13 protein-coding genes are annotated in these 13092 nt (G+C 43.0%); 11 read left to right on the plus strand and 2 right to left on the minus strand.

Going from position 1 to position 13092, the window contains the following annotated elements; translation table 11 throughout:
* Positions 1 to 9 precede the first annotated feature (9 nt).
* Positions 10 to 246, minus strand: coding sequence for a hypothetical protein (locus DXC04_RS07860; protein WP_118519924.1), 237 nt, complete (start codon positions 244 to 246; stop codon positions 10 to 12).
* A gap of 258 nt (positions 247 to 504) precedes the next feature.
* On the opposite strand from DXC04_RS07860, the gene DXC04_RS07865 reads away from it, so the two are divergent.
* The gene (locus tag DXC04_RS07865; RefSeq protein WP_118660685.1) at positions 505 to 3093 is read left to right on the plus strand and encodes a cation-translocating P-type ATPase; all 2589 of its coding nucleotides are present in this window, start codon (positions 505 to 507) and stop codon (positions 3091 to 3093) included.
* Positions 3094 to 3157: 64 nt separating this feature from the next.
* Here the strand turns inward: DXC04_RS07865 and yfcE are convergent, their stop codons facing one another.
* Entirely contained in the window at positions 3158 to 3703 is a 546-nt protein-coding gene (gene yfcE / locus DXC04_RS07870) for a phosphodiesterase (protein ID WP_118288417.1), read from the minus strand.
* 536 nt (positions 3704 to 4239) lie between these two features.
* On the opposite strand from yfcE, the gene DXC04_RS07875 reads away from it, so the two are divergent.
* From DXC04_RS07875 to DXC04_RS07920, 10 genes are all read left to right on the plus strand, one after another.
* Positions 4240 to 5040 (plus strand): SDR family NAD(P)-dependent oxidoreductase, encoded by an 801-nt coding sequence (locus DXC04_RS07875; protein WP_021859709.1) that lies wholly within the window; start codon positions 4240 to 4242, stop codon positions 5038 to 5040.
* 216 nt (positions 5041 to 5256) lie between these two features.
* Positions 5257 to 6276, plus strand: coding sequence for a beta-ketoacyl-ACP synthase III (locus DXC04_RS07880; RefSeq protein WP_118288418.1), 1020 nt, complete (start codon positions 5257 to 5259; stop codon positions 6274 to 6276).
* Positions 6277 to 6463: 187 nt separating this feature from the next.
* Positions 6464 to 6688 (plus strand): acyl carrier protein, encoded by a 225-nt coding sequence (locus DXC04_RS07885; RefSeq protein WP_021859711.1) that lies wholly within the window; start codon positions 6464 to 6466, stop codon positions 6686 to 6688.
* A gap of 42 nt (positions 6689 to 6730) precedes the next feature.
* A complete protein-coding gene (gene fabK / locus DXC04_RS07890) occupies positions 6731 to 7669 on the plus strand; it encodes an enoyl-[acyl-carrier-protein] reductase FabK (RefSeq protein ID WP_021859712.1) in 939 nt (312 codons plus the stop codon).
* Positions 7662 to 8588 carry an ACP S-malonyltransferase gene (fabD, locus tag DXC04_RS07895; RefSeq protein ID WP_117537849.1) on the plus strand — a complete coding sequence of 309 codons (927 nt, stop codon included), beginning with the start codon at positions 7662 to 7664 and terminating at the stop codon, positions 8586 to 8588. The genes fabK and fabD overlap by 8 nt, the downstream gene beginning before the upstream one ends.
* An 89-nt stretch (positions 8589 to 8677) precedes the next feature.
* The gene (fabG, locus tag DXC04_RS07900; RefSeq protein WP_118288419.1) at positions 8678 to 9418 is read left to right on the plus strand and encodes a 3-oxoacyl-[acyl-carrier-protein] reductase; all 741 of its coding nucleotides are present in this window, start codon (positions 8678 to 8680) and stop codon (positions 9416 to 9418) included.
* A gap of 79 nt (positions 9419 to 9497) precedes the next feature.
* Positions 9498 to 10739 (plus strand): beta-ketoacyl-ACP synthase II, encoded by a 1242-nt coding sequence (gene fabF, locus DXC04_RS07905; protein WP_021859715.1) that lies wholly within the window; start codon positions 9498 to 9500, stop codon positions 10737 to 10739.
* On the plus strand, positions 10729 to 11238 hold the full coding sequence (accB, locus tag DXC04_RS07910) for an acetyl-CoA carboxylase biotin carboxyl carrier protein (protein WP_330426444.1): 510 nt from the start codon (positions 10729 to 10731) through the stop codon (positions 11236 to 11238). The genes fabF and accB overlap by 11 nt, the downstream gene beginning before the upstream one ends.
* A 26-nt stretch (positions 11239 to 11264) precedes the next feature.
* Positions 11265 to 11693: a 3-hydroxyacyl-ACP dehydratase FabZ gene (gene fabZ / locus DXC04_RS07915; RefSeq protein WP_021859717.1), complete on the plus strand. Its 429-nt coding sequence runs from the start codon at positions 11265 to 11267 to the stop codon at positions 11691 to 11693.
* Between the two features lie 10 nt (positions 11694 to 11703).
* A complete protein-coding gene (locus DXC04_RS07920) occupies positions 11704 to 13053 on the plus strand; it encodes an acetyl-CoA carboxylase biotin carboxylase subunit (protein ID WP_117537851.1) in 1350 nt (449 codons plus the stop codon).
* The last annotated feature ends 39 nt before the right edge of the window (positions 13054 to 13092 follow it).

Raw genomic sequence — 13092 nt, forward strand, 5'->3', positions numbered from 1 at the left:
CAACAGGTCTTAAGAGTTCATATTTTTCAAGGTTTCCATTAATTCAAGATCGCTGCTTTTTAATTTTACGTTAGTACAGTAGTTTTTTCCTTCTGGTGTAGTTACATTTATTTCAATAATAGTTCCTTCTACAAGAGCATCCTGTGATACGGCATTCAAAAACAATGGGAATTTTGGATGATTCCGGCGAAATGTTTCCATGGCATTTTTCATTTTTGATAACATGGTAATCTGATTGAAATTCATAGATGTTCTGTCTCCTTTTCTATTTGCTTTTACGATTATAACGAAGAATGGACAGATAGTCAAAAGATATTTTGTGATAATATTTTAAAGTATGTTATGATAAAACTAAGAAACTATTCACAGAATCTTTAGATTTGCAGATGGAAAAATGTGCTAAGATGATATAGAAGATTGGGGAGAATTGTAGGAGTATACAGTACGGAACAATTCGTATGGCATTTTTAATCCTAACATAAAATAAAAGGAGGCAGGGACTAAATGAAAAGAAAAAAGCCCGCCGGTTGGAAATATAAAAAAGAAAGACAGAATTACTATAAAAATAAAGGCTATAAGGACGAACCTTTTGATGAAGGAATAACAGAAACATTTACAAAAACAGGTGTTAGAAAGAGAACTACAGACCGTTACGAGCCGGATTATGAGATCGGGCTTTCAGCGGCACAGGTGGCTAAGCACAGAGCAGATGGCTGGTCGAATATAGCGGTAGATCCGCCGTCAAAGACAACAGGAGAAATAATACATGAGAATGTATTTACTTATTTTAACCTGATTTTTCTCGTACTGGCAATTTTACTTTGCCTTGTCGGAGCGTTCAGAGATCTGACATTTCTTCCGGTTATTATTTTTAATACATTGATCGGTATCATACAGGAAGTCCGCGCAAAAAGAGTACTGGATAATCTGAATATGTTAAATGCACCGCATGCCAGTGTGGTAAGAGACGGTAAGATATCCAGAGTAGATGCACAGGAGCTTGTTCTGGATGATATTGTAATTTTTAAAGCGGGAAATCAGATACCGGCAGATGCGATTGTTGTGGCAGGCGAGGTGCAGGTCAATGAGTCGTTGCTTACCGGAGAATCGGATGAGATTACGAAGCAAAAAGGAGACTCACTGATGTCGGGAAGCTTTGTTGTGGCAGGTCAGTGTCATGCAAGACTGGATGCAGTTGGTGCTGATTCGTATATTTCAAAACTGACTCTGGAAGCAAAGCAGATGCAACAGGGTGAACAGTCGGAGATGATCCGTTCTCTTGACAAACTGGTCAAATTTGTCGGAATTGCGTTGATCCCGATTGGAATTGTTTTATTTGTGCAGAGCTTCTTTATGAACCATGATCCGTTCCGGTCAAGTATTACATCTATGGTAGCAGCTGTGATCGGTATGATCCCGGAAGGTTTATACTTGCTTGCAAGTGTTGCGCTGGCAGTAAGTTCCATGAGACTTGCCAGCAAGAAAGTATTGCTGCATGACATGAAGAGTATCGAGACACTTGCGCGTGTAGATGTATTATGCGTCGATAAGACAGGAACGATTACCGAACCATCTATGTGTGTGAAGCAACTGGTAGCAGTTACAGCAGATGAAAAAGATAATGAAGAAAAAGAAGAAACCGAAGAAAAAGAAATCGGTGAGAAAAAGTCAGCAGGAAAACCAGATGAAAAAGAGCTCCGTACGTTAATTGGAGATTTTGCAAAAGCCATGAGCAATGATAATGCAACAATGGCGGCACTGAAAGAGTATTTCCAGGATAGAAACGGACGAAACGTGGTGAAGGTATTTCCTTTTACATCCGCAGTGAAATACAGTGCAGTGTGTTTGAAGGAAAAGGATGGCACAGAGAATAATTATGTACTTGGCGCACCGGAACTGGTGCTTCGGAAAGATTATGACCAGTGCAGGGATGAGGTCCAGAAATATGCCGGCAAAGGATATCGTGTGCTATTGTTTGGTAAATACGAAGGAGAACTGGACGGAGAACGTCTGAGAGATAAGGTGATTCCTTACGGCTATATTCTTCTGGCAAATCCAATCCGTCAGGAGGCACCGGAAACATTTGCCTATTTTGCAGAGCAGGGAGTAGATGTGAAAGTTATTTCCGGTGATAACCCATTGACGGTTTCTGAGGTTGCAAAAGAAGCAGGAATTAAAAATGCAGATCGTTATATTGATGCGTCTACGCTTCGGACAGAAGAAGAGACAGCGGAAGCGATTGCGGAATATACTGTGTTTGGACGTGTTACACCGGCGCAGAAGCGTCAGTTTGTACAGGCTTTGAAAGCCCAGGGAAGAACCGTAGCAATGACGGGAGACGGAGTAAATGATGTACTGGCATTAAAGGATGCGGATTGTAGCGTTGCAATGGCATCCGGAAGTGACGCTGCGGTACAGGCATCACAGGTTGTGCTTCTGGAATCCAATTTTGCCTGTATGCCATCAGTTGTATTGGAAGGAAGACGTGTAGTAAATAATATCCAGAGATCAGCGAGTCTGTTCCTTGTAAAGAACATATTCTCCTTCCTGTTGTCATTGTTCTCGGTTGTATTTATGATTTCTTATCCGCTGAAACCATCACAGGTTTCGCTGATCAGTATGTTTACGATCGGAATACCGGGATTTTTCCTTGCGTTCCAGCCGAATAAAGATATTATTAAAGGACATTTTCTTACAAATGTTGTATTAAAAGCACTTCCGGCGGGGCTTACGGATGTACTTGCAGTTGGGGCACTGGTTGTGTTTGGGCAGGAATTCGGAGTTGGAGCAACGGCTATTTCGACAGCAGCAACTATGCTGCTTGCGGTTGTTGGATTTATGATATTGTACCGGATCTGTCAGCCTTTGAATCTTCTGCGCGGAATTGTGTGGATTGGGTCCATGACAGGTCTCATTCTCTGCAGTATCTTCCTGCCAAAGCTGTTTGCAATCACAGGAATGTCAGAAAAATGCATTATGTTGTTTGTGATTTTTTCCATTGCAACAGAACCGGTACTTCGTTATCTGACACTGTTAGTCAGTGGAATGCGTAATTTATATAGAAGAGTGTTTAAGAAAGAACAGAAAAATTAAGAAAAAAATAGATCGTGCCAGACAATGAGGTTGGACGCGGTCTATTTTTTATTTTAAATTATTATTAAACCTTTTGGAGTGGCATAGGAATCTCTGCCCCATCAAGTTTTTTCCAGTGGAATTCACCGTCATAGATCATATACCCATGTGCAGAATTTTCCTTTGGAATAGAGACAGATCCCGGATTCATGTAAATGAAAGTTCCATTATCCTGGTGTGCCGGAATGTGTGTGTGTCCGTTTAAAAGAATGTCACCTTTTTTTAACATCGGTGGATTCTTCGGATTGTGATGATGACCATGGGTGGCGAAAATCGTATGTCCATCCAGTTCCAGGAAACAGTAGTCGGCAAGGATCGGGAATTCCAGAACCATCTGGTCAACCTCTGTATCGCAGTTCCCACGGACACAGAGCAGATGTTCTTTCATCGGATTCAACATAGCGATACATTCCTTTGGGTTATAATCTTTCGGAAGATCGTTACGTGGTCCATGATATAAAATATCGCCAAGAAGAAGCAGACGGTCTGCTTCTTCTTTTTTATATGCTTCCAGCATTTTTTTGCAGTAATAAGCTGAACCGTGAATATCGGATGCAATCATTAATTTCATTTTGTTACCTCATCTTTTCTTAAATTCTACCCCATATTCGCATATCATGAAGCTAACGCTTTCTTTTTATGCTCATATCGAGACGGGTCATAAAGCCATAAAACCGCTCTTGTGTAAGCATATCGTGTTTTCAGACTTTTAACCCTGACATCATACCTTATTGTAACAAGCCGGGGGACAAATGAAAAGAAAAATAAAGCAGATATTCAGGTGGGGATGGAATAAATAAGTATTCAAATGGTAATTTTCTAACAATAAGAAAGATTAGCAAAAAATTAACAAATATGACTGAAAATAAACGAAATTGTATATTGAATTTGCTGAAGCAATTTGCTATTATACTCTTATACCTTTCGCGCTGGGGAAGCGCAGTTGCCCATTTCGGGAAGTGTGCAGCCAGGATATGAAGCTGCTTAAGGGGGAACTCGAAAGGACGAGAAGAAGACCACTCCACAGTGCAGGAGAGATAACTTGCAGGTGCCGTGACAGAAGGTATGGATCAGGAAAGACATAACGCACAGAAAGGAGTTAAAACTATGGGATTTTTAACAGGAAAAACAGCAATCATTACAGGAGGAGGACGCGCTGTATTAAGTGATGGAAGTTGCGGATCGATCGGATATGGTATTGCAACTGCTTATGCAAAAGAGGGCGCTAATCTTGTTATTACCGGAAGAAATGTAAAGAAGCTGGAAGATGCAAAAGAAGAATTAGAGAGATTATACGGAATTGAAGTGCTGCCGGTACAGGCAGATGTGAACGCTGGAGCAGACAATCAGGCGGCAGTTCAGAATGTAGTAAAACAGGCAGTTGACAAATTTGGAAGAATTGATGTACTGATCAACAATGCACAGGCATCTGCTTCGGGTGTAACACTTGCAGATCACACAACAGAGCAGTTTGACCTTGCAGTATATTCCGGACTTTATGCAGTATTCTATTATATGAAAGCATGCTATCCTTACCTGAAAGAGACTAAAGGTTCAGTAATCAATTTCGCTTCCGGAGCAGGATTGTTTGGTAACTATGGACAGTGTGCATATGCGGCTGCAAAAGAAGGTATCCGTGGACTTACAAGAGTTGCAGCAACAGAATGGGGAGCAGATGGAATCAATGTCAATATTGTTTGCCCGCTTGCATGGACAGCACAGTTAGAGAACTTCCAGAAAGCATATCCTGACGCATTTAAGGCAAATGTTAAGATGCCGCCGGCAGGACACTACGGAGACGTTGAGAAAGAAATCGGACGTGCATGCGTACAGCTTGCTTCTCCGGATTTTAAATATATGAATGGTGAGACAATTACATTGGAAGGTGGAATGGGACAGAGACCTTAATTGGTTGATGTGTACATACAGTTCAACCCCACCGCAGGTTTTGGAAATATCTCCTGACCGGCGGTGGGGTAATTTTTCAGGGCAATATAATTTGAATATCAAAATACTTGACAAACAAAGGAAAAGAATATATACTTTGAAAGTCAAAATAATTCGTCGGAGATAAAATGCGATGTCACGATCTGTCTTCCGGCGGAAATATACAGAGGAATGAACATGATTGGAAGAATAACAGGAACGGGTTCTTATATCCCGTCATATTGTATGGATAATAACGACATTGCAAAATTAGTGGAAACCAGTGATGAATGGATTCAGGAACGCACCGGCGTGGCAAGGCGGCACATTATCACGAATGAGACAACCGTATCAATGGCAGCAGAGGCAGGAAAGCGTGCACTGGAAAATGCAAATGTCAGACCGGAAGAAGTAGATCTGATCCTTGTATCAACAATTTCTTCGAATGTAATACTTCCGTGTGCAGCATGTGAAGTGCAGAAAGAAATAGGTGCGTTAAATGCAACTTGTTTTGATTTAAGCGCAGCATGTACCGGATTTGTACTGGCATATAATACGGCAGCAGCTTATATTGCGGCAGGAATGTATCGGACAGTACTGGTTATTGGAAGTGAGAGCCTGTCGAATCTGACAAATTGGGAAGATCGCGGGACATGCATTTTATTCGGAGACGGAGCGGGAGCGGCGGTTGTACAGGCGTATGACGCACAGAATGAGGAAATAACGACAGACAGAATGTATTTTCCGGTGACACATTCCGATGGAAAAAGCGGAAAAGCACTTACGCTAAAGAGCAGACATGATGCAAATGGTCTTACAAAAAAGATCGATAAGGAAACAGTATTTGATGAAGAGCATTTCATGCAGATGGACGGACAGGCAGTATTTAAATTTGCTGTAAAAAAAGTGCCGGAAGTCATAACGGAGACGCTCGAAAAGAACAAATTAAAGAAAGAAAACATCGCATGCTATATTTTGCACCAGGCAAATCGAAGAATCATTGAAGCGGTTGCCAGGAGACTGGATGAACCGATAGAAAAATTCCCAATGAATCTTAAGGAGTATGGCAATACATCTTCTGCCAGTATCCCGATTTTGCTGGACGAATGTAACCGTAAAGGGAAATTAAAGAGTGGCAGTAAAATTGTACTTGCCGGCTTTGGCGCAGGACTGACATGGGGTGCGACAATCATTCAGTGGTCACAGCATTTGGAATAATCATTCAGTGCAGTTTCGGCAGGCGACCGTATAAGGTCGAAATATCACAGAGATATAAAGGGCTGGAAAATTCCACCTTTATATAAAACGCCGGGAGAACATGACATCAAAGAGAAGACTGCTTAGAAGATCTCCCAGCAGTATTTATAAGAACAGAAAAATAATGAAGATGAAGGAGAACAGACATATGTTAGAGAAAATTAAAGCGTTAGTAGCAGAAAACCTTGGAGTGGAAGAAAGCAAAATTACAGAGAACTCTTCTTTCAAAGAAGATCTGGGAGCGGATTCTCTTGACCTTTTTGAGATGGTCATGGGACTGGAAGAGGAATTTGAAATTGAAATCCCGACAGAAGATCTGGAACAGATCGTAACAGTTGGAGATGTTGTGAAATATATCGAAGCACATAAATAAAACAAGTGGCACAAAGTACAAATAAGTAAGTGAGGTTGAACTATGCAGACAGAAGTAACCAGATTATTAGAAATCGAATATCCGATTATTCAGGGCGGTATGGCATGGGTGGCAGAATACCATCTGGCGGCTGGCGTTTCAAATGCCGGAGGTCTTGGTATCATAGGTGCTGCATCTGCTCCGGCTGACTGGGTAAGAGAGCAGGTCAGAGAAGCAAAGAAGCTGACTGACAAGCCATTTGGAGTCAATATTATGCTGATGAGTCCATATGCAGATGAAGTAGCCAGAGTGATTGTTGAAGAAGGCGTAAAAGTTGTGACAACAGGAGCGGGCAGTCCTGAAAAATATATGAAAATGTGGAAAGAAGCCGGCGTGAAGGTCATTCCGGTGGTTGCTTCTGTCGCACTTGCGAAGAGAATGGAACGCTGCGGTGCAGATGCAGTCGTAGCAGAAGGATGCGAAGCCGGCGGACATATCGGAGAAAATACAACGATGGTACTTGTCCCGCAGATCGCAGATGCGGTGAAGATTCCGGTGATCGCAGCCGGAGGGATCGCAGATGGAAGAGGAATTGCAGCAGCATTCATGCTGGGCGCAGAAGGTGTACAGATGGGGACGCATTTCGTAGTCACAGATGAGTCGCAGGTACACGATAATTACAAAGAGCGGATTATCAAAGCGAAGGATATTGATTCTCGTGTGACAGGAAGAACGACCGGACATCCGGTGCGAGCACTTCGCAATGATATGACAAAGAAATATATAGAATTGGAAAATAAGGGTGCAGGCTTCGAAGAACTGGAACATCTGACACTTGGAGGTTTAAGAAAAGCAGTTGTAGACGGAGATGTGAAAAATGGAAGTGTCATGGCAGGCCAGATTGCAGGAATGGTAAAAGAAAGAATGTCCTGTCAGGCATTGATCCAGAAACTGGTGAAAGAGACCGATGAATTGATCGGAGGGAAAGGATTTTATGAGTAAAACAGCATTTATCTTTCCAGGACAGGGAGCGCAGAAAGCCGGAATGGGAGCTGATTTTTATGAAAACAGCGAACTGGCGGCGAAGATTTACGATGAAGCAGCAGAACATCTGGGAATAGATATGAAGGCGCTTTGCTTTGAAAAAAATGAGAAGCTTGACGTTACAGAATATACACAGGCGGCAATGGTGACAACATGCCTTGCTATGGAGAGAGTATTGGAAAATGCAGGTGTAAAACCGGATGTAACAGCCGGTCTGAGCCTGGGAGAATATACAGCCATTGCTGTGGCTGGCGGAATGACAGATCAGGATGCCATCCGTTTAGTCAGAAAAAGAGGAATACTGATGCAGAATACGGTGCCGGCGGGCGAAGGAGCCATGTGTGCAGTGATGGCGCTGGATGCGCAGAAGATTGAAAATGTCATTGCAGACATTTCCGGTGTAACGGTCGCAAATTATAACTGTCCGGGACAGATTGTTATTACGGGCGAAAAAAACAGTGTAGAAAAAGCAGCGGAGAAATTAAAAGAAGCAGGTGCAAAACGGACCATTCTTTTAAATGTAAGCGGACCATTTCATTCGCCGATGCTGAAACCGGCAGGTGAAGAGCTGGAAAAAGAATTAGAACAGACAGAATTACATCCGCTTGCCATTCCGTACTATACAAATGTAACTGCGAAAAAAGTAGAGGACATCAGAGAAACAAAGGCACTGTTAAAGGAACAGGTAAGTGCACCGGTCCGCTGGATGCAGAGTGTAGAGCAGATGATCGCCGATGGTGTCGATACATTTGTGGAGATCGGTCCGGGAAGAACGCTGGCAGGATTTCTTCGTAAGATCAACCGGGATGTTGCCGTATACAATGTAGCGGCATGGGAAGATGTTGATAAAGTTGCAGAAATGCTTTCCGGAAAATAACAGAAAAAATTGGAACAGGTTTATACAAAAAAACAGACAGAAAAATTTGAAACAGGTTCATATAAAACAGGCAGAAAGCGAGGATATATATGCTGGAAGGAAAAGTGGCGGTTGTCACAGGCGCATCCCGCGGAATCGGGAAAGCAATTGCGTTAAAACTGGCATCCCAGGGAGCAAAAGTTGTGATCAATTACAACGGTTCAGAAGAAAAAGCGAAAGAAGTGCAGACGCAGATTGAAACAGAAGGCGGAAAAGCAGTGATTTACCGGTGTGATGTTTCAGATTATGGTGCATGTCAGACATTTATACAGGATGTAATAAAGACAGAAGGAAGTATGGATATTCTTGTAAACAATGCAGGAATTACAAGAGATGGCCTGCTGATGAAAATGTCAGAAGAAGATTTTGACAGGGTGATCGATACAAATTTAAAAGGTGCTTTTCACACGATCCGGTTTGCGGCACGTCAGATGTTGAAACAGAGAAGTGGAAGGATCATTAACATGGCATCCGTTGTAGGCGTGACAGGAAATGCCGGACAGGCAAATTATGCTGCATCGAAAGCAGGCGTGATCGGACTGACAAAAGCGACAGCAAGAGAACTGGCATCCAGAGGAATCACAGTCAATGCAGTTGCACCGGGATTTATTGAGACGGACATGACAGCAGTGCTCCCGGAAAAAGTAAAAGAAGCATCAGTATCGCAGATTCCACTTGGGAAATTCGGTTCGCCGGAGCAGGTAGCATCTGCAGTCGCATTTCTTGCGTCCTCTGATGCAGCTTATATTACCGGACAAGTGCTCCATGTGGACGGCGGCATGGTGATGTAAGCAGGAAGAAAAAAAGCATGGCAGTGATTACAGACGTGATAAAGATACAAGTGTGTAATGGCATAAAGGAGAAAAGGATTTGAAGAGACGAGTAGTAGTGACCGGACTTGGCGCAGTAACTCCGATTGGAAATACGGTGGAAGAGTTCTGGATGGGAATTAAAGAAGGAAAAGTCGGGATCGGAGAGATTACGAAATTCGATACCACAGATTATAAAGTGAAGATCGCAGCTGAAGTGAAAGATTTCGTAGCAAAAGAGCGGATGGATTTTAAAGCTGCAAAGCGAATGGAACCATTTTCCCAGTATGCAGTGGCAGCTGCAAAAGAGGCATGTGAGGATGCAGGATTTGATATTACAAAAGAAGATCCGTTCCGTGCAGGTGTGATCATTGGTTCCGGAATCGGAAGCCTGCAGGAAGTAGAGAAAGAATACGATAAAATCAAAACCCGCGGACCGGGACGTGTGAATCCGTTAATGGTGCCACTGATGATTTCCAATATGGCAGCAGGAAATGTTTCGATTCAGCTTGGATTCCGCGGAAAATGTACGAATGTTGTGACTGCATGTGCATCTGGGACAAACTGTATCGGTGATGCATTCCGCGCAATCCAGTACGGCGATGCAGATGTTATGGTGGCAGGTGGAACAGAGAGTTGTATCTGTCCGACCGGAGTAGCAGGATTTACAAGTCTGACAGCATTGTCTACATCAACAGATCCAATGCGCGCATCCATTCCGTTTGACAAAAACAGGGATGGATTCGTACTTGGTGAAGGCGCGGGAGTGGTGTTCTTGGAGGAACTGGAACATGCCAAAAAACGAGGCGCGAAGATTTATGCGGAAATCGCAGGATATGGAGCAACCGGAGATGCCTACCACATTACTTCACCGGCAGAAGACGGAAGCGGTGCGGCCAAAGCGATGGAACTTGCAATGGAAGAAGGAAATGTAACGCCGGAGCAGATTGATTATATCAATGCACACGGGACAAGTACACATCACAATGATCTGTTTGAAACACGCGCAATTAAGCTGGCACTTGGAGATGAAGCAGCTAAAAATGTAGTGGTAAATTCGACCAAATCTATGATCGGACATTTATTAGGAGCAGCAGGTGGCGTAGAGTGTGTCGTCTGTGTGAAAACGATACAGGATGGATTTATCCATCAGACAGTGGGAACTACCGAGACAGATGAAGAGTGTGATCTGGATTATGCAGTGGGTGCGCCGGTAGAGAAAGACGTAAATTATGTGCTGACCAATTCACTGGGATTTGGTGGACATAATGCAACACTGTTGTTGAAACGTTATGAAGGATAATACTGGAAAGCGAGAGAATAACATGGAATTTCAGAATCTGATTACATTGATTGAGTCCGTGTCAGCATCTGGTCTGACCGAACTGAAATATGAAGAAAATGGTGTGAAGATAAAACTCAGTAAAAAAGAAAGAAAAGTGCAGACGATCCAGGTATCAGAGGCACTGACATCTGAAACGGTAGCTCTTACGGCAGGCAGAAATGAAAAGGATATTCAAAGTACCGGTACAGGCAAAGAAAATGTAAATGAAGAAAACGTGCCGGCGGGAAAAGTAGTTGCATCCCCGCTTGTCGGAACTTTTTATGTAGCACCTGCGGAAGATGCGGAAGCATTTGTACAAATCGGAGATACGGTGAAAAAAGGACAGACGCTGGCGATCGTAGAAGCGATGAAACTGATGAATGAGATTGAGAGTGACTACGATGGAACAGTTGCGGAAGTTCTGGTAGAGAACGGAGCACCGGTAGAATACGGACAGCCATTATTCCGCATTATTTAGGAAAAAGAGTCTCACAGGAGGAACAGATGAAACATTTAGATATAGCAGAAATTCAGGAAATTATTCCACACAGACATCCATTTTTACTTCTGGATTACATTGAAGATTATGAGCCGGGCGAATATGCCATTGGATATAAATGTGTAACTTACAGGGAAGACTTTTTCGCCGGACATTTCCCGGGACAGCCGGTCATGCCGGGAGTATTGCAGATTGAAGCTCTGGCACAGGCAGGTGCGGTTGCGATTTTGAGTGTACCGGAAAATAAAGGAAAGATTGCATTTTTCGGCGGAATAAATAAATGTAAATTCCGCGGAAAGGTACTGCCGGGTGACAAATTAAAATTAGAGACACGGATCATTAAAAAGAAAGGTCCGGTAGGTGTCGGAGAGGCAGTTGCAAGTGTAGACGGTAAAGTTGTTGCAAGTGCAGAATTGACATTTATGATTGGATAGGTGAGCATGTATGATTAAGAAAATTCTGATCGCAAACCGCGGGGAGATCGCAGTTCGCATCATTCGTGCGTGCCGGGAAATGGGAATTGAAACGGTTGCGGTGTATTCAGAAGCAGATAAAGAAGCATTACATACAAAACTTGCAGATGAAGCAGTCTGCATCGGTCCGGCTCCGTCGAAAGACAGTTATCTGAGCATGGACCGCATTATCAGCGCAACTATTATAACCGGTGCAGATGCCATTCATCCGGGATTTGGTTTTTTATCCGAGAATAGTAAATTTGCAAAATTATGTGAAGACTGTGGCATTACATTTATCGGTCCGGATTCCGATGTAATCTCGAGACTGGGAAATAAGCAGGAAGCAAGAAATACAATGACAGCGGCTGGTGTACCGGTGATTCCGGGAAGTACAGAAGCAATTTATGATGTAGAGACAGGCGCAAAAACAGCTGCCGAAATCGGTTATCCGGTCATTGTCAAGGCAGCACTTGGCGGTGGCGGAAAAGGAATGCGTGTTGCAGATACGCCGGAAGAGTTTGAAAATGCATTTCAGACAGCGCAGAAAGAAACAGAGATGGCATTTGGGGATAACACAATGTATATCGAACATTTTGTGGAAAATCCCAGACACATTGAATTTCAGATCCTTGCTGACAAATATGGAAATGTCATTCATCTGGGAGAACGAGATTGCTCTATTCAGAGAAATCATCAGAAAATGATCGAGGAATCGCCGTCGATTGCACTTAACAGCAAATTGCGGGAAAAGATGGGATATGCGGCAGTTACGGCGGCAAAAGCAGCCGGATATGAGAATGCCGGAACGATTGAATTTCTGCTGGAGAAAAACGGGAATTTTTATTTTATGGAAATGAATACCCGTATCCAGGTGGAACATCCGGTGACTGAATGGGTTACAGGGATTGACCTGGTCAAGGAGCAGATTCGGATCGCATCAGGGGAAAAACTTTCTTATAAACAGGAAGATGTTCACTTAAGCGGCCATGCAATTGAATGCCGGATCAATGCAGAAAATCCGGAAAAAGGCTTCCGTCCGTCTCCGGGTACAATTACGGATATGTATCTTCCGGGAGGCAAAGGAATCCGCATCGATTCAGCAATTTACAGCGGATATACGATTCCACCATATTATGATTCCATGGTTGCCAAGCTGGTCGTATGGGCAAAAAACAGAAAAGAAGCCATTCGGAAAATGCAGAGTGCACTGGGGGAAATTATTATCGAAGGAATTGATACAAATGTAGATTACCAGTATGAGATTCTGCATCATCCGGATTATTTAAAAGGCAATATTGACATTGGGTTTATTGAAAATATGCAGGTGAAAGCACAGTAACACAAAGCATAAAGATAGAGATAATAAAGGTGACATTTT

Source organism: Dorea sp. OM07-5, assembly GCF_003481355.1.
Classification (GTDB): domain Bacteria; phylum Bacillota; class Clostridia; order Lachnospirales; family Lachnospiraceae; genus Dorea_D; species Dorea_D hominis.